The sequence below is a fragment of the Klebsiella sp. AqSCr genome, from assembly GCF_008452795.1.
Taxonomy (GTDB): Bacteria; Pseudomonadota; Gammaproteobacteria; order Enterobacterales; family Enterobacteriaceae; genus Klebsiella; species Klebsiella pneumoniae.
This window is the reverse complement of sequence record NZ_MJDM01000005.1, coordinates 449868-470207: the sequence shown is the minus strand read 5'-3', so window position 1 is coordinate 470207 and position 20340 is coordinate 449868. Positions and strand designations below refer to the sequence as shown.

Here is a 20340-nt window from a genome sequence, read left to right as displayed (position 1 = left end):
TATCCCCGCCCTGAGGGACGGGGTTTTACGACGCGCTGGTTAGTGACAACGTCACAGCAGCGCGCTAAAGATGCTCCTCTTCATCCAGCGAGATCACCTGAATGCCGGCATTACGATACGCCTGAACATCATCAGGCAGACGATCCACCACCACCGTGTCAATTCGATCTGCGGCGGTAAATTGGGCAAGCGAGGTGTTATTCAGCTTGCTGTAGTCGCAGACAATAATCACCTGACTGGCGTGTTCCACCATGCCTCGTTTCGTTTCTGCCAGCATGATATCGGCCACGCAGGCGCCGTGTTTCAGCGACAGCGAATTGGTGCCCATAAATGCTTTATCGACGTTTAGCGTGTCGAGAATGGAACGTCCGTTGATCGCCACCACGCAGTGGTATCCCTTCTTGACGATCCCACCCAGCAGAATAGTTTGAATCGAGGGACTGGCCTCAAGCTCCCGGGCTATTTGGTAATCATTGGTAACCACCGTGACGTTCTGTCTGTCACGAATATTGCGCGCGATATGTAGCGTCGTGGTACCGGTATCCAGCACGATTATATCGCCATCCTCAACCAGCGCCGCCGCGCGCTGGCCGATCCGTTCTTTCGCGCTGAGATTGACAATTTCGCGGGCGTCCGATGCTTGTTCGAAGCTCGCTCGGGTACGAAGAACGGCTCCGCCATGCGTTCGGGTCAGCAACCCCTCCTCTTCCAGCTGGCGGAGATCGGCACGAATGGTGGCGCCCGATACATTAAAGACGTCACACATCTCAGAAACAGCAACTTTGCGTTTTTCCCTGAGAATACCGAGTAACTTCTCCTGTCTTTCTTCTGCAAACATTCTGCCTCTCTCTTTTTTACGGCACGTTACGGCTTACTTTTGCGTATCAGTCGGGCCCCACGCTGAGCGCATCCAGCCTGTCGTATAAGGCAGCGGATTGCCGGTACAGCGTATCAAAAAGCTCGCAGCAGGCGTGGTAATAATCCCGCAGACGGGGATCCGGTGAGATCAGTTTGTCGAACTGCACCGTTTGCCGCACGCCGCTGGCAAAATCGGCGTACAACCCTACGCCAACCCCGGCGATAATACCGCATCCGGTGACGCCATTCTCCTGATTACGCGTAGATAATATCGGCAGATTGTACGCCGCGGCTTTGATTTCAAGCCACAGCGAGCTGCGCGCGCCGCCGCCGGAAGCGATCATTTGTTGCGGATACTGCGCGCACTTCTGCAGCTGCCGAAGATTGCGCCAGGATGCAAAGGCCACCCCTTCCAGAACTGCGCGGAATAAATGACCGCGGCGATGCTTGCGCTGCAGGCCAAAAAACTGTGCCCGCGAGTTCGTGTGTTCGGCCAGACGTTCTCCCGTCAGATAGGGAAGAAACAGCAGCCCTTCTGCCCCCGCCGGCACCGCCGCCGCTTCCTGTAAAAGCTGTGGATGCGTAATCTGGTTATCGGCAAGTGCCAGCCGCGCCCAGCGGACGGCATCGCCGCCGGCGTCGAGGATCGTAAATCCGCCCCAGGCCGCGTTGGCAAGATGAAGATTATTAACCAGCGGATGGTGTAACGGCCGCGGCGACACCACCGTCATCAGCGTCGACGTGCCGGTTGAATCAGACGCCATCCCCGGTTCATACACACCCGAGCCCAGCAGAGAGGCCGCCATATCCGACGTCCCGGCAACCACCGGGATACCCGCCGGCAGGCCCGTCAGGTCGGCTGCGCGCTGCGTCACCTGGCCGATTATGTCGCTGGAAAGTTTAAGCTCCGGGAGCTGATCGACCCGCAGACCAAACGTTTCGCAGGCTTGCGAAGACCAGCTACGGGTTTCGCTGTCCATCAGGAAATAGCATGACGCTTCGCTATAATCGGTCGCCATGGCACCGGTCAGCATGAAATTAATATAGTCCTTCGGCATTAATACTTTGGCGAGCTGCGACCAGCGATCCGGATGATTTTCGCGCCACCAGGCTAACTTGAAAGCGGGCCATGCTGCCGCAGGCGGATTATTCAAATGCGCCAGCCACTTTTCCCGCCCTTCGCGCGCGATAAAGGCATCCACCTGCGGCTGGCTGCGCTTATCATTCCATAACAGCGCCCTGTCCTCCACCAGCTCGCCACGGTCGTCCAGAAGGACGGTGCCATGCATCTGTCCGCAAGCACCAATAACCGCAATTTGCGCTGCCGTTTCAGGATAGCGGTAAAGCACCTCGCGTATACAGTCGCAGGCGGCCTGCCACCATAAAGACGGGGCCTGTTCTGACCAACCTGCACGCGGCGTGGTTTGCTCATACTCTCTTTGCGCAAAGCCGATCATCGCGCCGTCAATGCGCACAATAGCGGCGCGGGTACTGCCAGTGCCAACATCAATCGTGAGTATTTTATCTTTCATCACTAACTCCGGTGACGTCTTAAGGCGGGCCACCAGGCCCGCGGTCTCTCAGTTTAATCGGCGTTCAGCTCGGGAAAACGTTCCGGGTGCTGCTCCAGTTCAGCCAGCACCTTGGTTACCGCGCCATGGCTCATGCCAAAGCGGCGCACGCCAAGCTGGTACAGCGCACGCACCGTGGCCAGATCGCGAATGCCCCCGGCGCCTTTGATATCGATTCGGCCTTTAAGCTGGTCGGCGATGATCCTGACTTTTTCCACCGTGGCGCCGGTGGGCGCCCAGCCGGTAGAGGTTTTGACCCACTTCATCCCCACCTCTACGGCAATTTCGCACACGCGACGAATCTGCTCCTCATTAAGATAGTGCGTTTCAAGGATCACTTTGGCCGGTACCGGGGCGGCGGCTTCCACCACGCGGCGCAAATCTTCGCGCACATAGTCATAATCGCCGGAGAGCACTTTGCCGATATTCACGACCATATCCACTTCCCGAGCGCCGTCGGCAATCAGCTGCCGCACTTCCTGAACCTTGGTATCGGTGGTATGCCCACCGCCGGGAAAGCCGACCGGACCGCCAATCATCACCTCTCCCGTACCCTGCTGCGGCAGCAACGTACTGAGAAAGCGCGTCCAGCAAGGCAGTACGTGGACGGAAATAATATTGTATCTGGCAGCCAGCTCGGCGCAGGCGCGAACATCCGCTTCGGTACTGGTGGCCTGAACTGCGCTCAGATCAACTAAACGTGCAAAACGACGGGTTGTTTCATTCATGGTTTTATCCTGCTTTTTGTTTTTAATTGCTTTCATTTAATGCTGTTATCTGGTCTAAATCCATTTAAAAACGCAGCAAATGAAAATAACGTGATCAAATTAGCATTTTTTTATTTTCATTTGTTTTTAATTAGCAGGCATGAAATGAACGCTACCCTTGCAGAGCGCGCGTAATCGGGCATAAACGGGCGCAAAGGCAATCTTGCATTTATTTTTGTTTGTTTTTGTTTATGCCTGAATAACGGACGAAATAGCGAAAACCGCTGGCGCAAGTGATGCGAAATGCGGGCGCTATCACAGTGTTCGGCTGCGGAAAGCTTGCCTTCGCCGGACATTCCCAAGGTCTCAACGCCCTGCGCAAGGGAACGGTAATCTGATTATGTACTTCAGGAGAGAGCTATGTTGCCGCTGGAACGTCATCGTTTGATTGTTGAACTGCTGGGCCAACGCGGCGTCATGCGCGTGAATGAGATTGCGCAAGCGACTCGGGTCTCCAGGGAAACGATTCGCCGCGATCTGAGCGAGCTGGAACGCAAAGGCATCTTAACCCGAAGTCACGGTGGAGCGCTGGCGGCGGAAAATCCGCTGCCGGCGACCCGGGCGGCGGCATCCGCCCTGCCAGTTGAAGATAGCCAGGAAAGCTTTCAGCACAGAACGCTGCTGCACAGCGAAGGCAAAATGCGCGTGGCCCGTAAAGCACTGCAGTTTCTCCAACCGGGACAGACCATTGTCCTGGACGGGAGTAGCACCAGCTGGTTTTTGGCCCGGCAGATGCCGGAGATGGCGTTGACGGTGATTACGCCCTCCATTCGCATCTTACAAACTCTGATGAGCCGACGCTCGTTGCATCTCGTCGGGCTGGGGGGCGATTTCTCCCCGACCGAAGAGTCGTTCTTCGGGGAAACCGCCTCACGAACGCTACGCGAATATGCCATTGATACGCTCTTTTTCTCCTGCCAGGGGCTGGAGCGCGATAGCGGCTTGTATGCGGGTACGCAAGCCCACGCCGCCCTGCTGAAACAGATGCTGCTGGCCGCCCGTCAGACTGTGGCTTTGGTCGACGGCAGCAAGCTGGGGCGAACAGGCGTCGCGCGTATCGGCGGACTGGGCGAGCTGGACTGTCTGGTGACTGAAAGGTTTGTCGATCCGCTGCTGGAAAAAGAGATGACCTGGCATAACGTCAGCCTGCAAATCGCCTGAGTACGCCGTCATGACGTGACGGTTAATACGCGCAATGTCGAAACGCTGCTTACCGCGGCAGGGCCAGACTTTGCCTGAATTCAGCCACCACCGGAATAAATGAGGCCTTATGCGTTATTACCTTTCTCCCTCGCTGATGTGTATGGACATGATGAAGCTGACGGAACAGCTGCGCTTTCTAAACAGCAAAGCCGACAGGCTGCATGTCGACATCATGGACGGCCACTATGTCAAAAATCTGGCGTTGTCGGCCAGCTTTGTGGCGCAGATCCGTCCCTACACTTCGCTTCCTATCGATGTCCATCTGATGGTCGAAGCGCCCGCTTCGTTTATACCGGCGCTGTTAGACGCCGGCGCAGACGCCTTCTCACTGCATCCGGAGACCATCTGCCGCGAAGCGTTCCGGGTTATCAATATGCTTCGTCAGGCGGGGAAAGAGGTGGGAATGGTGCTCAATCCCGCCACACCGGTTGAGAGCATCCAGCACTATCTGCATCTGCTCGATAAGGTGACGGTGATGACCGTCGACCCAGGCTATGCCGGTCAGCCGTTTATTCCTGAAATGCTCGCCAAAATTACGCAGCTTCATCAGCTCAAAGAGACCGGCAGCCTCCGCTTCTTGCTGGAAGTCGATGGCTCCTGTAACCGCAACACCTACCGCGCGCTGCTGGGCGCCGGCGCACAGATATTAGTGATGGGCAGCAGCGGTTTATTCCGCGCTGATATGCCGCTCGAGCTGGCCTGGGAAACCATGTCCCGCGAACTGTCCGCCGCGCTGCACTCCCCCGAGCTGGTATAGAGGAGCGAATGATGTCAGGAAAAGTCTGTGTTTTTGGTTCATTCAATTTCGACATGGTCGCCAGGGTGGATCGCTTTCCGGTACCAGGTGAGTCGTTAGTGGCCTGCGGAAGTATGACCAGCGCCGGAGGTAAAGGGGCGAACCAGGCCACCGCCGCGCTAAAAGCGGGAGCAAATGTCCACTATATCGGCAAGATTGGCAATGACACCTTCGGCCATTTTGCCCGCCGTCATCTGAAAGGCGTGGGCTTCAATGCTGTGACGCTGCTGGTCGCCGAAGAGATCCCCACCGGCAATGCGCTGATTTATGTCGCCGGTAACGATGCCGAAAACATGATTGCCGTCGATCCCGGCGCGAATATGACGGTGACCGATGATGAAATCGCCGGCTGCATTCCCGCTATCGGCTGCGCGGATGTGGTTCTGGTTCAGCTGGAGAACAATCTTTCTGCTATTGAACAGGTCATAGACGCCGGCAAACAAGCCGGGGCCCTGGTAATACTCAATCCCGCGCCCTGGCAGCCCGTTGAGCACGCCGTTCTAAGCAAAGTGGATTTACTTACACCGAACGCCACGGAGGCCGGGTTAATGACCAGACGCCGGGTTGACAGTCTGACGGCCGCGGCTGAGGCCGCCGACGTGTTACATGCTCAGGGCGCGCGCAACGTCATTATCACTCTCGGCGCCAGCGGCGCCCTGCTGAGCGAGCATGGGGTGAAATCCCCTATTCCCTGCTTTCCTTCTCACCCCCGAGACACTACCGGTGCGGGCGATGCCTTCAACGGCGCGCTGGCGGCGCGGCTGGCCTGCGGGGAACCGCTACAGGCCGCAGCCCGATTCGCGGCGGCCTATGCCGCCGTCAGTGTCGAAAAGCAAGGCGCCTCATCTTTACCTGAGTACCTGGAGGCACAGGAACGGCTTCTCCGTGCCGCCGCTGATTATGAAATGGCATAAACCCTACTGTATAAAAAACATTAAGAGGATAGCTCAATGAGTACGCTAATCACGGATAAGGTCGAGAACGCAGCGGTCCAAAAAGAAAAACTGGACACCAGTGCGTATTTACCCCATACCCCCTGGCTGCAATTTTTACTGGTCTGTTGCCTGTTTGCGCTATGGGGGATGGCGGGCAACCTGAATGATATTTTGATCGCCCAGTTTAAAAAGGGCTTCGATTTAACGGATACCCAGACAGCGCTGGTGCAGTCGATTTTTTTCCTCGGCTACTTTTTTGTCGCCCTGCCCGCGGCGGCGCTGATTAAGCGTTTTTCCTATAAAGCGGCGATTATTATTGGGCTGTGCCTGTACGCCCTCGGCTGCTTCCTGTTCGTTCCGGCCGCACAGATCATGACCTACGGCGCATTCCTCGCCTGCCTCGGAGTGATCGCCTGCGGACTTTCTTTTCTGGAAACGTCGGCAAACACCTACTCCAGCCTGCTGGGTCCGATTCAATCCTCCACCCAGCGTATTAACTTTTCGCAGATCTTCAACTCGCTGGGCGTGATCTCCGGCGTATTAATTGGCCAGCTGATGGTCTTTGGCGAAAACGATCCGAGTCATGAACAACTGCTGGCGATGCCCGCCGCCGCTGCAGACGTTGCACGCCATCAGATGGTTGGTCAGGTGGTCGGGCCCTATCTGATTATCGGCTCCGTACTGGTGGTGCTGGCGCTGGTGTTCGTGTTTATTAAATTCCCGTCGTGCAAGGGCGCGCCCGCTCAACAACAGCAACTCCCGACGGAAAGCATGGGGCCAACGCTGAAACGCCTGTTTGCTATCCCGCGCTTTCGCCTCGGGATCCTGTCGCAGTTTTTGTACGTCGGCGCCCAGGTTGGCGTATGGAGCTTCACGATTCGCTTTGTGCAGCTCGTGCAGCAAGGCACCAGCGAGCACTCCGCGACTTACTGGCTGCTGGCTTCTCTGGTGATTTACGCCGTGGGAAAAACCGTGGCCACCTGGTTGATGAACCGTCTGAATCCGGCGATGCTGCTCGGAACGTTTGCCCTGGCCGCCACCGCCCTGTTACTGATTGCCGTTTTCAGCGGTTCAATGCTGGCGGTCTATGCGCTCATTCTGGTCAGCTTCTGTATGGCGCCATGCTGGCCGACGAACTTTGGTCTGGTGATCAAAGGGATGGGGAAAGATACCCAGACCGCAGGCTCGATCGTGGTGATGTCGATTATCGGCGGGGCCGTAATTCCGCTGGTGATGGGCATTATCTCGGATATGAACGGCGGCAATATGCAAATCGCCTTTATCGCTCCGCTCCTGTGCTTTGTGTATGTCGCTTTCTACGGCTTCTGGTGCGTGCGTAAGGGGGTATAACATGCGCGAACTTATCAACACGATTGCTCATATTGGCTATCAGGTCAGTGACTTAACGCGTTCGCTTGCCTTCTATGAACCGCTGGGCTTTCAGCGCCAGCAGCGGTTTAGCAAGCCATCGCCACAGGGCACTATTGAAGTTGCGTTCCTGGAAATGGCGGGCGCCGTCCTCGAGCTGTATCAGCTTCCCGCTGGAACGCCCTTTGACGCCCCTCGCTGCGGTATCGATCATCTGGCGCTGGAAGTCAGCGACCTGGATGCGGTGCAGCAGCGGCTGGCGGCGCTCGGTTATCCGCTCGATGAAGGGCCGATAGAAGAAGACAACGTGCGCTTCCTGCTTATTCGCGGCCCCGATGGCGAACGGCTCGAGTTCGATGCCTGTAAACGCTAAGCGGCAGGGCTGACCCCTTCACTCTTTTAGGCCCGGTTAATACGGGTCTAAAAGATAGCGTCCTCTGGCATTATTCACGTCGGTTTGATTCGCAGATATCTCTCCCCCACCCGGTCTCTCCTGCCCATTGTGCAATGTTACAAAATTGCTTCTGTTTTGTTGATTTTCTATTGTGAGCCATTCGGCAATTTCCTCTCCTGAATTTCCCCAGACTACTCCTACTCAATACGCGATATCAGGAGAGACACATGAACAGCACCTCCGCCGACTTCCAGAATCTGTACCAGGCCCTGAGCCACAGCGCCGCCCGCAGCCCGGATGCCCTGGCGCTGGCGTTTGAGGATCGGCGCTATCTGTACCGCGATTTTCATCTGCGGGTACAGCGGGCGATGGCGCAGCTTGATCGCGGCTGGTCGCTGCGCAAAGGCGACCGTATTCTGCTGGCCTGGGGCAATCACCCCGCTTTTTGCGAAGTCCTTTTTGCCGCGCTGGGTTTGGGCATCGAAGTGGTGCCGTTCAACACCAAGCTTAAGCAGGCCGAAAGCGAGGCGCTGGTAGGCCATATCGCTCCCCAGGTTGTCCTGTTCGATGCGACCGTACAGGACTGGCTGAAAAACACCCCTGACGCGCGTGCGGTTTCACTCAGCGAATGGCAGGCGCTCTGCCTTCCCGAACCGCTGACCCGCCCGCCGGTCCCGGTTAACCGCGACGATACGGCGGTGATGATGTTCACCTCCGGCACCACCGGAGAGCCTAAAGGGGCGATTATCACCCACAATAACCTGCTCTGCGCGATTGACGCCTATACGCAAAAACTGAATCTCACCGCCGCGGATAGCACCATTCTGGCGGTGCCTATCTATCACATCACCGGCCTGTCGGCGCTGCTGGCGCTGTTTATTAGCCTCGGCGCGAGCATCTGGCTGCAGCATCGGTTCAATGCCCCGCAGGTGATCACCACCCTGCGCGAGCAGAACATTACCTTTCTGCACGGCTCGCCCACCATTTTTATCCTTCTTTGTCAGGCTGCGCGTGAGCAGAGCGCCAGCCATCCCGGCGATTTTCCGGCATTGCGCACGATTGCCTGCGGCGCGGGCCACCTGAGCGATGGACTGATCAAGGAGTTAAAAACCCTGTTCCCGCATACCGCGATTCAGCCGATCTACGGCCTCACCGAAACGACCTCGCCTGCGACGATTTTTCCGGGCGACGTCTGGGGCAGCGATAAATGCGGCAGTTCAGGTCAGGCGATCCCGGGTCTCGCCATTACCATCCGCAACGATCGCCAGCAGCCCCTCCCCGCCGGGCAAATCGGCCATATCTGGCTAAAAGGCGATGTGGTGATCCGCGAATACTGGCAGCACAGCGAGCGACGCCCGAGCTGCGATGCGCAGGGCTGGTTTTGTACCGGCGATCTGGGCTATCTCGACGACGAAGGCTGGCTGTACATCAAAGACCGCAGCAAGGACATGATCAATCGCGGCGGCGAGAAAATTTACTCACTGGAGCTGGAAAACATTCTCTCTACCTATCGGGGAGTACGGGAAGTTGCCGTCATCCCGACCCCCAGCCCGGTCTACGGCGAAGAGCCCGTGGCGTTTATCGTGCCGGATGGCCAGCATCACCTGACCAGCGAAGAGATCCTCGACTGGCTGAAGGTCAAAATCGCCCGCTTTAAGCTACCGGCGCGCATTATTTTCACCCGTGCTTTACCGCGTACCCACAACGGCAAAGTGAGCAAACAGCAGCTCAAAACGCGTCTCGCAGAATCCATCATCACGCTATCAACGGAGGATAAAAAGTGAGCAGCAAATTTATCGACGCCCATGAGGCGGCGCGGTGGGTCGCCAGCGGCGACACCGTCTGCACCGTCGGGATGACGCTTATCGGCGCGGCGGAGTCCATTTTAAGCGCCATCGAAGCGCGCTTTCTGACCGCGGGCGAACCGCGTGACCTGACGCTACTGCATGCCGCGGGGCAAAGCGATCGCCAGCGCGGTATCCAGCACTTTGCCCATCCGGGTATGGTGACCCGCCTTATCGGTTCGCACTGGGGCCTGGCGCCGCGCTGGATGGCGATGATCAACAACAACGAAGTGGAAGCCTGGTGCCTGCCGCAGGGGCAGATCGTTCATCTCTATAGCGCGATGGCCGCCGGACTGCCGGGGCGGCTTTCTCCCGTCGGTCTCGGTACCTTTGTCGATCCGCGCATAGAGGGCGGAAGGATGAACGCCCGCACCCGCGAACGACCCAATCTGATCGAGCACGTCACGTTTCGCGGCGACGAATATCTGTTTTATCCGGCCCTTCCTCTGGACGTGGTCATTGTGCGCGGCACCCATGCTGATGAAGACGGTAACCTCACGACCGATGAAGAGGTGATGAAGCTGGAAGTCCTGCACGCCGTTCTCGCCGCCAGACGCTACGGGGCGAAGGTGCTGGCGCAGGTGAAATATCGCGTAGCGAAAGGCTCGCTGCATCCGAAAAGCATCACCGTTCCCGGCAACCTGATCGACGCCATTGTGGTGTGCGAAGAGCCGCAGACGGATCACCGCCAGACTTCAAGCTGGGCCTTCGACCCAGCGCTGTGCGGCGATATCCAACTGCCCGCCGCGCAGAATGCACCGCTGCCGCTGGATCTGCGCAAGCTTATCGGGCGGATTGCCTGCCGCTATCTGACCCCCGGCTGCGTCATCAATCTCGGCACCGGTATTCCCAATGACGTGATTGGCGCCATTATTCATGAGGAACAGCTCGGGGAGCAGGTCACCATCACCGTCGAGTCAGGGATCTACGGCGGGCAGCAGGCGGGTGGCGTGGATTTCGGTATCGGCCGTAATCTGAGCGCGATGATTAGCCACCAGGATCAAATGCTCTACTACAACGGCGCAGGGGTCGACATCACCTTTATGGGCGCCGGCGAGATGGACCCGCACGGGCACGTCAATGCCACACGGCTCGGCGCATCCTGCCCCGGCGCGGGCGGTTTTATCGATATCACCCAGAATGCCCGCCACGTCGTGTTCTGCTCCTCTTTTACCGCCAAAGGGCTGGAGATCGCCTGTGAACACGGGGCACTGCATATCCGCCGCGAAGGCGAGGTGCGTAAATTCGTCGCCGGGGTAAACCAGATTTCTTACAACGGCGAACTGGCCCGCGCCAAAGGACAAGCCATGCATTACGTCACCGAACGGGCGGTTTTCGAACTGCGCCCGGAAGGACCGGTGCTGACGGAAATCGCCCCCGGCATCGATCTTGAGCGCGACATCCTGGCGCATATGGATTTTCATCCGGCGATCGCCGCGGATCTTCAGGTTATGGACAGCCGAATGTTCGCCCCGCCGCCCTGCGGTCTCGCGGAACATCTGTCCCGGAATTCATCCTCTGACTCATAAGGAACGTTGCTATGAAACTTGCCAGTAAAACCGCCATTGTCACCGGCGCCGCACGCGGTATCGGCTTTGGCATTGCCCAGGTGCTTGCGCGGGAAGGCGCGCGAGTGATTATCGCCGATCGTGATGCACACGGCGAAGCCGCCGCCGCTTCCCTGCGCGAATCGGGCGCACAGGCGCTGTTTATCAGCTGCAATATCGCTGAAAAAACGCAGGTCGAAGCCCTGTTTTCCCAGGCCGAAGAGGCGTTTGGCCCGGTAGACATTCTGGTGAATAACGCCGGAATCAACCGCGACGCCATGCTGCACAAATTAACGGAAGCGGACTGGGACACGGTTATCGACATTAACCTGAAAGGCACTTTCCTCTGTATGCAGCAGGCCGCTATCCGCATGCGCGAGCGCGGCGCGGGCCGCATTATCAATATCGCTTCCGCCAGCTGGCTTGGCAACGTCGGGCAAACCAACTATTCGGCGTCAAAAGCCGGCGTGGTGGGAATGACCAAAACCGCCTGCCGCGAACTGGCGAAAAAAGGTGTCACGGTGAATGCCATCTGCCCGGGCTTTATCGATACCGACATGACGCGCGGCGTACCGGAAAACGTCTGGCAAATCATGATCAGTAAAATCCCCGCGGGTTATGCCGGCGAGGCGAAAGACGTCGGCGAGTGCGTGGCGTTTCTGGCGTCCGATGGCGCGCGCTATATCAATGGTGAAGTGATTAACGTCGGCGGCGGCATGGTGCTGTAAGGAGAAAAACAATGACCCAGGCTAATGATATTGTGATTGTCAGCGGCGTCCGTACCGCTATTGGCACGTTTAACGGCAGTCTTAAACATACCCATCAGCATGACCTTGGGGCCGCCGTCATTCGCGAAGCGATCGCCCGCGCCGGGATTGCGCCGCAGGATATCGACGAAACGATCGTCGGCAACGTCGGGCAAATCGCCGAAAGCGGTTTTATCGCCCGCATCTGTCAGCTGCGCGCGGGGATCCCGCAGGAGAGCACCGCCTATTCCGTTAACCGCCAGTGCGGCTCCGGACTTCAGGCCCTGGCGGACGGCATGATGCAGCTGCAAAGCGGCCAGGCCGAGGTGGTCGTCGCCTGCGGCACTGAAAATATGACCCAGTTGCCCTACTACCTGCGTAAAGCGCGCGATGGCTATCGCATGGGCAATGGCGAGCTGGAAGATGGCCTGATCTCCATTCTCACCTGGCCGGAAGGCCCTTATCACAACGGCATCACCGCGGAAAACGTCGCGCAACGCTTCGGTATTACCCGCGAAGCGATGGACGATTTCGCCTGGTCGAGCCAGCAGAAGGCGCTGAAGGCGATCGCGGAGGGTCGCTTTCGCGAGCAGATCCTGGCCCTTGAGGTGCCGGACGGCAAAAAAGCGACCCGCCTGTTTGCGACCGATGAACACCCGCGCGACACCCCGCGTGAAAAGCTCGCCACGCTGCGTCCGGCGTTTAAAGCCGACGGCGTGGTGACGGCGGCCAACTCATCGGGCATTAACGACGGCGCGGCGGCGCTGGTGATGATGACCCGCCAGCAGGCGGAAAAACGCGGCTTAACCCCGCGCATGCGCATTCGCGGCTGGGCGGTCGCCGGCTGCGGAGCGGAGATTATGGGGTTTGGTCCCTCTCCCGCTACCCGACGCCTGATGGACCGTCTCAATATAGATGTGCAGTCCATTGATTTAATTGAACTCAACGAGGCCTTCGCCGCTCAGGCGCTGGCGGTGATGAACGATCTGCGTCTCGACCCGGCCCGCGTTAACGTCAACGGCGGCGCGATCGCCCTCGGCCACCCGGTAGGCGCCAGCGGTGCGATTCTGCCGGTCAAACTGATGTATGAAATGGCGCGCAGCGGCGCACGCACTGGTCTGGTCAGCATGTGCATCGGCGGCGGCCAGGGGATTTCTATGCTGTTCGAGCGCGAAGGCGCTTAGCAAAAGACGGCCCGAAGTGGGGCTTCGGGCCGGGCGTCGTTCGGGTCAGCACCCGGCGACAACCTGTGAGCTGACGAACGGGATCGTCTCGATCCCGGCAAGGCTTCTGACCACGAATACGGGGAAATAATAACCATGTCCGCAATAAATGAAAAGGCGGTAAACGGGACGCAGCTGCAACGCACCCATAAAAAAATCTACCGCCATTTGATGCCGCTGCTTATCGTGGCGTACATCATCAGCTTTATTGATCGTACCAATATTGGCATGGCGAAAGCGACCATGTCGGTGGATATCGGCCTTTCCGCAACCGCATTCGGCCTCGGGGCCGGGTTGTTTTTTCTCACCTACGCAGTGCTGGAGATCCCCAGTAACCTGTTTCTCACCCGGATTGGCGCACGGCGCTGGATAGCTCGCATCATGATTACCTGGGGCATCCTCTCCTGCGGTATGGCGTTTGTCACCGGGCCTACGTCCTTTTACGTGATGCGCCTTCTGCTCGGCGCCGCCGAAGCGGGACTCTATCCGGGCATTATTTACTACCTCACCCTCTGGTTTGGCCGCGAAGAGCGCGCAAAAGCCACCGGCCTGTTCCTGCTGGGGGTCTGTCTGGCCAATATTATCGGCGCGCCGCTGGGCGGATTGTTATTAAGCCTTGATGGCATGTCCGGCTGGCACGGCTGGCAGTGGATGTTCTTTATCGAAGGGCTGCCTGCGATAGCGCTGGCGTTCGTCGTCTGGCGCAGACTGCCGGATAAACCAGCCGACGCCCGCTGGCTGGACAGCGACGATGTGCAAGCCATTAACGCGGTACTGGCGAAAGAAGCCGAGGAAACGCGCCATACGCCGAGCCGTTTCTCCCTGAAAACCGCGCTGTCCACCCGAGTGTTTTTGTTGCTGGTGCTGATTTACTTTACCCACCAGTTTTCGGTTTACGGCCTGAGTTATTTCCTGCCGGGGATCATCGGTAGTTGGGGCCAGCTTACTCCGCTGCAGATTGGTCTGCTGACCGCCATCCCGTGGATTGCCGCCGCCGCGGGTGGGATCCTGCTGCCGCGATTCGCCCGCACGGAACAGCGTTCCCGCAGCATGCTGATGGCCGGATATCTGGTCATGGCGACCGGCATGGCGATTGGCGCCATTGCCGGCCACGGTGTGGCGCTGCTTGGCTTCTCGCTGGCCGCTTTCATGTTCTTCGCTATGCAATCCATCATCTTTAACTGGCTCCCGTCCATCATGAGCGGGCATATGCTGGCGGGCAGCTTCGGCCTGCTCAACTGCCTCGGGCTGTGCGGGGGCTTTCTCGGGCCGTTTATTCTCGGCGCGTTTGAGGACCGCACCGGTGCGGCAACGTCCGGCTTATGGTTCGCTGTCGCGCTACTGATTATCGGCGCGCTGGTGTCCCTGTTTCTCAAAAGTTCCTCATCCCCAGGCTCCGTATCGGCGAAACAGGCCCACGGCGAAAAAGTGTAATCAGGAGGCCATTATGCGCATTGAAGTGTTACTGGATTTAAAAACCCGACTCGGCGAAAGCCCGGTCTGGGATGTCGAACAGCAGCGTCTTTGGTGGGTGGACAGCCTCGACGGGCGCCTGTTCGCCTGCAACGCGCAGGGCGGCGCGATCAAGAGCTGGGACGTGCGACAGAAAATTGGCTCTTTCGCCCTGCGCCAGAACGGCGAAGGCGCGGTGGTGGCGCTGCAGAATGGCGTTCATCTGCTCGACTTCGCCAGCGGCGAGCTGACGCTGTTGCACCATCCGGAAGCGGACCGACCCTTTAACCGGCTCAACGACGGCAAAGTCGATCGTCAGGGACGCTTTCTGTTCGGGTCAATGGATATGCGCGAAGAGGAACCGAGCGGCGCGCTATATCGCCTGGACCCCGATCTGTCCCTGCACGTGCTGAAGAAAGACATTATCGTCTCTAACGCCCCCTGCTGGAGCCCCTCCGGCGAGACCTTCTATTTTGCCGATACCTGGACGGGCGAAATCTGCGCCTGGGACTACAACACCGCGACCGGCGATCTTTCCGGCGAACGGGTCTTTTGCCATGTCGATCGCAGCGAAGGCGGCGCGGCGGACGGCGCCACCGTGGACAGCGAAGGCTATCTGTGGAACGCGCTGGTCTACGCGGGCAAGCTGGTGCGCTATACCCCGGAGGGCAAGGTCGATCGCATCATTGAGATGCCGGTGAAAAAAGTGACCAGCGTGATGTTCGGCGGCGAAAACCTTGATGTGCTGTACGTCACCTCCATGGCGCAGCCGCCCCTGCCGCGCTTCCCGGAAGATAATCAGCTGCGCGGCAGCCTGTTCGCCATTTACGACCTGGGCGTGACCGGCGTAGCGGAACGGCGCTTCGCCGGCTAAACGAACCACCGGCTCGCCGCGATAACAATAATACCCGGCGAACTGACTCTGACCCTGACACCAGGCGGCGCGCATCATGCTGTCGCGACGCCGCGGAGTAAACACGACTATGACAACAATCAATCACACACCTGCCGGCGAACAACGTGGCAAAAAGCGGCTGATACATCGCTTCTCCTGGGTTTCGCTACTGGTTTGCTGGCTAATCTGGGTGCTTAACGCCTACGATCGCGAGATGATCCTGCGCCTTGGCCCGGTCATCTCTAAGGAGTTCTCGCTCTCGCCGGAACAGTGGGGCAATATCGTCGCCCTGATCATGGTAGCCCTTGCGGTGCTGGATATTCCCGGCTCCATCTGGAGCGATCGCTACGGGTCTGGCTGGAAACGAGCGCGCTTTCAGGTACCGCTGGTGCTGGGCTATACCGCGCTGTCTTTTATTTCCGGGATTAAAGCGATCAGCCACGGGCTGACGGCCTTTGTGCTGCTGCGCGTGGGCGTCAACCTTGGGGCCGGCTGGGGCGAACCCGTCGGCGTCAGCAACACCGCGGAGTGGTGGCCGAAAGAGAAGCGTGGTTTTGCGCTGGGGGTGCATCATACCGGCTATCCGATTGGCGCGCTGCTGAGCGGCGTGGTGGCAAGCCTGGTGCTTGCCACGTTTGGCGAAGGCAGCTGGCGCTACTGCTTCCTGCTGGCGCTGCTCGTCGCCATCCCGCTAATGATCTTCTGGGCAAAATATTCTACCGCCGACCGCATCAACACGCTTTATCAGCATATCGACAGCCAGGGGTTGACGCGCCCGGCGACGCAGGAAAGCAGCCATGTCGCCAAAGGCGAAGGGATGAAGACCTTTTTACGCACCCTGCGCAACCGCAATATTTCGCTGACGGCGGGCAATACCCTGCTGACGCAAATCGTCTATATGGGCATTAACGTTGTACTGCCCCCGTATCTTTATCACGTCTCCGGCCTGTCGCTGGCGGCGTCCGCCGGGCTGAGTATTATCTTCACGCTTACCGGTACCCTGGGTCAGGTAATCTGGCCCTGGCTGTCGGATAGCTTTGGCCGTAAACGAACCCTGATCGTCTGCGGTCTGTGGATGAGTATCGGCATTGCGCTGTTCTATTTCGCCACCAATATGCCGCGCCTTATCGCCATTCAGCTATTTTTTGGCCTGGTGGCCAACGCCGTGTGGCCTATCTACTACGCCATGGCGTCGGACTCCGCCGAAGAACGCGCCACCTCTACCGCTAACGGAATTATCACCACGGCGATGTTTATCGGCGGCGGCATTTCGCCATTGCTTATGGGCTGGCTCATTCAGTTTGGCGGCGGCTGGGAAAATCCAGCGGGTTATATCTACGCCTTCTTTACCATGGCGGGATGTGCGCTGCTGGGGATGTTATTACAGCTCATGACCACCGATAAAACGCCGCGCAAAGCGCATTAACGCAGGAGAACGTATGAAGATTGTTATCGCGCTGGATTCGTTTAAAGGTAGCTGTAGCGCGCAGGCCGCTTGCGCAGCGGTAGCCCAGGGATTGCGCCGGGTTGACCAGACGCTGGAGCTGGTCGAAATGCCCGTGTCCGACGGCGGAGAGGGACTGCTGTCGACTCTGGCGGATAGTCCGTTGCTTAAGGGGGCGGTGTGGCAACAGCAGCGCTGTACCTCGCCTTATGGCCTCTCCCTGCAGGCGGATTTCCTGATCCTGCCCGGCGAGCGGGCCATTATCGAGATGGCGCAAAGCTGTGGGCTCGAACTCACGCCGCCAGCGCAGCGGGATGTGCGTCAGGCCAGCAGCTACGGGCTGGGCGAACAGGTAAAGGCGGCGCTGGACGCCGGGTGTCGGCACTTGATTATCGGCCTGGGCGGCAGCGCGACCAACGATGGCGGCATCGGTTTTGCCCAGGCGCTCGGCGCACGATTCTGGCGTAAGGACGGCACCCTGCTGCCGGCTCCCGCGGCAGGTCAGGACCTGGCGCATATTCAGCGCATCGATTTGAGCGGTCTGGACCCGCGTCTACAGCAAAGCGAAATACAGGCCTCCTGCGATGTCACTAACCCTCTGCTTGGCGAGCATGGCGCCACCTGGGTGTATGGGGCGCAGAAAGGCGCGGACGAGGCAGCGCTCAGCGAGCTGGAGGCGGGAATGGCGCATTATAGCCAGCTGCTTACGCAAACCCTCGGATTCGACGTCAGCGAGCGGCCCGGCGCCGGGGCCGCGGGCGGTATGGGGGCTGCGCTTATCGCCTATACCGGCGCCACGCTGCGTCCGGGCATTGACCTGGTGCTGGAGCTGCTTAACGCCGACGACCATCTTCGCGATGCCGCGCTGACGATCGTGGGTGAAGGCTGGCTCGATCGGCAGAGCGCCTTTGGTAAGGCCCCGGTGGGCGTGGCAGGCAAAGCCGCACGCCATGGCGTGCCGGTTGTGGCCCTTTGCGGCGGGCGTGATGAGAGCAGCCGGCAATTATATCAACACCATATTGACGCAATGTGGTCTATTTGCCAGCGCCCTATGGCGCTGGCAGAGTCGATGAACACATGCGAACCGCTCCTCGCCGACGCCGCGGAGAATGTTCTACGAACCTTTCTGAGCGGGTGGCGCGGAGAGGCACATAAGCGGATAACTGTATGATTATTACAACAGCGCTGGCTAATGAAATTGTCGCCCGGGCAATGGCGATAATTCATCATAACGTGAATGTGATTGACCATCATGGACAGATCATTGCCTCAGGTGAACGGCATCGTATCGGCGAACAGCATGAAGTCGCCCGGGAGGTAATACGCACCGGGAAACGCATTTGTATTAACAACGCCGCGGAAGCCGCGCGTTTTCACAACGTGCATCCTGGTATTAATCATCCCATTATCTATGACGATCGCGTGGTGATGGTGGTAGGCATCAGCGGCGATCCCGCGGCGATAAGCCGCTATGCTGAACTGGCGGTGCTCACCGCCGAACTGCTGGTCCGCCAGGCCATAGAGATGCGGGAAACCAACTGGCGGCAACGTCTGCGTGACACCTTGTTTTGTCAGTATCTGGAACAAGGGGCTACGCCCGCCGGGCAAGAAGCTCTTCATCGCCTGCTGGAACTTGGTTTCGATTTTGATACACCGCGGGTTCCGATCGTAGTGACCGTGCAGGTCGAACAGCATCAGTTAAGCGACATACTGAGTACGCTGTTGCGGGAATTCTCGCAGCTCTCCGGCGTAAGTGACGTTATTTTGCTGGGCAGCCATGAAATATTGATCCTCAACGCGCTAAGCGAAGCCCAGGAAACTCTGCTGCGGGGCATTGAGTTTGTACTGAGTAATCAGATAAGCCATTACCATATCGGGATTGGCGTGCAGGCGGACAGCGCCCCGGACATTCGCGAGGCCATTCGGTTCGCCCGCTCGGTGATCGAAGTGGGTAGCAAAGTGCAGCCGCAGCGGCAGATCTACTACTTTCGCGAAATGGCAATGCTCTGCCTGTTCAGGGTGCTGGAAGACAGCTATATGGTCAATTTTTTTATCAATAACGTACGCCAGCTGCTTGAGCATGATTCCGGCGAAGTGCTGCTGGATACCCTGAGCAGCTTTATTGCCAATAATGCCGAACCGGGCAAAACGTCGCTGCTGTTGGGGATTCATCGTAATACGCTCACCTATCGGCTGCAGCAAATTAAAAAGCATATACAGCTCGATCCGATGGTCTTCACCGACCTGACGCAGCTGGCGGTGTCGGTACACTGTTATCGCCGGCTGAATCCGCGCCAGAGCGAATGGATTGATAGCTTAAGCTAACGTACGGTAGATTCGAATTGATGCCCCATCCGCCAGGATAAGTGGCCACTATGGCCACTTCTTTCCTGGCGTGGGTAGGAAACTACGCTTTTGACGACGGCGACAGCCACTGATATACCGCAGACAAATCCTCTCCGGCATATCCCGCGTCCGCCGCCTGCTGCCACAGTTCGGCGATGTTTTCCAGCCCCGGCATGGTGTGCGGCTCGGCCAGGGAAAGCGCCAGCCGGGCATCTTTCAGGGCATGCGCCAGCTGCATCTGCGGGGTAAACTGCTCGCTGGCGATGGCGTCCAGTTTCACTTTGACATAGGGCGCCGCCAGCGGGCCGCCTTCCAGGGCGCTCCACAGCTGGTCGGGGGTGAAGCCCAGCGTCTTCGCCAGCTGGGCGCTTTCCGCGATGCCCTGCATCATCGAAATCAGCCAGGCATTGAGGACCAGCTTCATTTTCTGGCTGTTGCCCGCCTCGCCAAACCACTGCGTCCCGCGGGAGATAGCCGCAAACACCGGTTCGGCAGCGGCGCCCTTTTCCCTAACGCCGCTGGCGAGCACCAGGATCTGTGCCTTCTCCGCTGGGGCTTTGGTCCCCGACACCGGGGCTTCAATATAGGTCATCGCTGGCTGAAGTTCCCGCAACAACGCGATGGCCTGCCGGGTCTCCGGCAGGCCAATGGTGCCCATCTGGCAATAGATCGCCTGCGGCTGACAGGCGGGCGCGATTTGCGCCAGTACCTCGAGGGTGGCCTCGCCGTCGGCGAGCATACTGATGATCACCTCGGCATCGGCCACCGCCTGCTGCGGCGTGGCGTGCAGAGATAACCCATGCGCCTGTAAATCTTCGCCGCGGGCTGGCGAACGGTTCCAGCCGGCAACGGTAAAGCCGTTTTTCAGCAGGTTACTGGCAAAAGCGTGTCCCATGGCGCCGAGTCCCAGCACCGCGACCTTTGGTAATATACTCATCTTGTCTGTCCTGA

At 58.6% G+C, this 20340-nt stretch carries 18 protein-coding genes; 14 read left to right on the top strand and 4 right to left on the bottom strand.

Annotated elements, in window-relative coordinates:
• Positions 1-64: 64 nt before the first annotated feature.
• Genes BHE81_RS06105 through deoC form a run of 3 tightly spaced genes read right to left on the bottom strand, consistent with a single transcriptional unit; the run spans position 65 to position 3193 of the window.
• Complete coding sequence (locus BHE81_RS06105; RefSeq protein WP_009485221.1) at positions 65-838, bottom strand: DeoR/GlpR family DNA-binding transcription regulator; 774 nt, start codon at positions 836-838, stop codon at positions 65-67.
• A 46-nt stretch (positions 839-884) separates the two neighbouring features.
• Positions 885-2390 carry a xylulokinase gene (locus tag BHE81_RS06100; RefSeq protein WP_023301931.1) on the bottom strand — a complete coding sequence of 502 codons (1506 nt, stop codon included), beginning with the start codon at positions 2388-2390 and terminating at the stop codon, positions 885-887.
• A gap of 53 nt (positions 2391-2443) precedes the next feature.
• Positions 2444-3193: a deoxyribose-phosphate aldolase gene (deoC, locus tag BHE81_RS06095; protein WP_021440130.1), complete on the bottom strand. Its 750-nt coding sequence runs from the start codon at positions 3191-3193 to the stop codon at positions 2444-2446.
• A gap of 363 nt (positions 3194-3556) precedes the next feature.
• Here deoC and BHE81_RS06090 point away from each other — a divergent pair, with 363 nt between their 5' ends.
• The 14 genes from BHE81_RS06090 (at position 3557) to BHE81_RS06025 (ending at position 19368) form a co-directional block, all read left to right on the top strand.
• A complete protein-coding gene (locus tag BHE81_RS06090) occupies positions 3557-4357 on the top strand; it encodes a DeoR/GlpR family DNA-binding transcription regulator (RefSeq protein ID WP_021440129.1) in 801 nt (266 codons plus the stop codon).
• Positions 4358-4466: 109 nt separating this feature from the next.
• A complete protein-coding gene (alsE, locus tag BHE81_RS06085; RefSeq protein ID WP_004151641.1) occupies positions 4467-5156 on the top strand; it encodes a D-allulose 6-phosphate 3-epimerase in 690 nt (229 codons plus the stop codon).
• 11 nt (positions 5157-5167) lie between these two features.
• Positions 5168-6109 carry a ribokinase gene (locus tag BHE81_RS06080; protein WP_110246614.1) on the top strand — a complete coding sequence of 314 codons (942 nt, stop codon included), beginning with the start codon at positions 5168-5170 and terminating at the stop codon, positions 6107-6109.
• A 36-nt stretch (positions 6110-6145) separates the two neighbouring features.
• Complete coding sequence (gene fucP, locus BHE81_RS06075; RefSeq protein ID WP_004143414.1) at positions 6146-7480, top strand: L-fucose:H+ symporter permease; 1335 nt, start codon at positions 6146-6148, stop codon at positions 7478-7480.
• A gap of 1 nt (position 7481) precedes the next feature.
• Positions 7482-7871, top strand: coding sequence for a VOC family protein (locus BHE81_RS06070; protein WP_004176179.1), 390 nt, complete (start codon positions 7482-7484; stop codon positions 7869-7871).
• A 248-nt stretch (positions 7872-8119) separates the two neighbouring features.
• Positions 8120-9676: a class I adenylate-forming enzyme family protein gene (locus BHE81_RS06065; RefSeq protein ID WP_021440127.1), complete on the top strand. Its 1557-nt coding sequence runs from the start codon at positions 8120-8122 to the stop codon at positions 9674-9676.
• A complete protein-coding gene (locus tag BHE81_RS06060; protein WP_021440126.1) occupies positions 9673-11265 on the top strand; it encodes an acetyl-CoA--acetoacetyl-CoA transferase subunit alpha in 1593 nt (530 codons plus the stop codon). The genes BHE81_RS06065 and BHE81_RS06060 overlap by 4 nt, the downstream gene beginning before the upstream one ends.
• 11 nt (positions 11266-11276) lie before the next feature.
• Positions 11277-12011 (top strand): 3-oxoacyl-ACP reductase FabG, encoded by a 735-nt coding sequence (gene fabG / locus BHE81_RS06055; protein WP_004190119.1) that lies wholly within the window; start codon positions 11277-11279, stop codon positions 12009-12011.
• 11 nt (positions 12012-12022) lie between these two features.
• The gene (locus BHE81_RS06050; RefSeq protein ID WP_004148393.1) at positions 12023-13213 is read left to right on the top strand and encodes a thiolase family protein; all 1191 of its coding nucleotides are present in this window, start codon (positions 12023-12025) and stop codon (positions 13211-13213) included.
• Positions 13214-13348: 135 nt separating this feature from the next.
• On the top strand, positions 13349-14686 hold the full coding sequence (locus BHE81_RS06045; RefSeq protein WP_004143425.1) for an MFS transporter: 1338 nt from the start codon (positions 13349-13351) through the stop codon (positions 14684-14686).
• Positions 14687-14699: 13 nt separating this feature from the next.
• Complete coding sequence (locus tag BHE81_RS06040; RefSeq protein ID WP_004148392.1) at positions 14700-15578, top strand: SMP-30/gluconolactonase/LRE family protein; 879 nt, start codon at positions 14700-14702, stop codon at positions 15576-15578.
• A 76-nt stretch (positions 15579-15654) separates the two neighbouring features.
• A complete protein-coding gene (locus BHE81_RS06035; protein WP_004176181.1) occupies positions 15655-17025 on the top strand; it encodes an MFS transporter in 1371 nt (456 codons plus the stop codon).
• Positions 17026-17038: 13 nt separating this feature from the next.
• Positions 17039-18214 carry a glycerate kinase gene (locus BHE81_RS06030; RefSeq protein ID WP_021440125.1) on the top strand — a complete coding sequence of 392 codons (1176 nt, stop codon included), beginning with the start codon at positions 17039-17041 and terminating at the stop codon, positions 18212-18214.
• The gene (locus tag BHE81_RS06025) at positions 18211-19368 is read left to right on the top strand and encodes a CdaR family transcriptional regulator (protein ID WP_002904834.1); all 1158 of its coding nucleotides are present in this window, start codon (positions 18211-18213) and stop codon (positions 19366-19368) included. The genes BHE81_RS06030 and BHE81_RS06025 overlap by 4 nt, the downstream gene beginning before the upstream one ends.
• Positions 19369-19450: 82 nt before the next feature.
• On the opposite strand, the gene BHE81_RS06020 is transcribed toward BHE81_RS06025, so the two are convergent.
• Positions 19451-20326: an NAD(P)-dependent oxidoreductase gene (locus BHE81_RS06020; RefSeq protein WP_110246615.1), complete on the bottom strand. Its 876-nt coding sequence runs from the start codon at positions 20324-20326 to the stop codon at positions 19451-19453.
• Between the last annotated feature and the right edge of the window lie 14 nt (positions 20327-20340).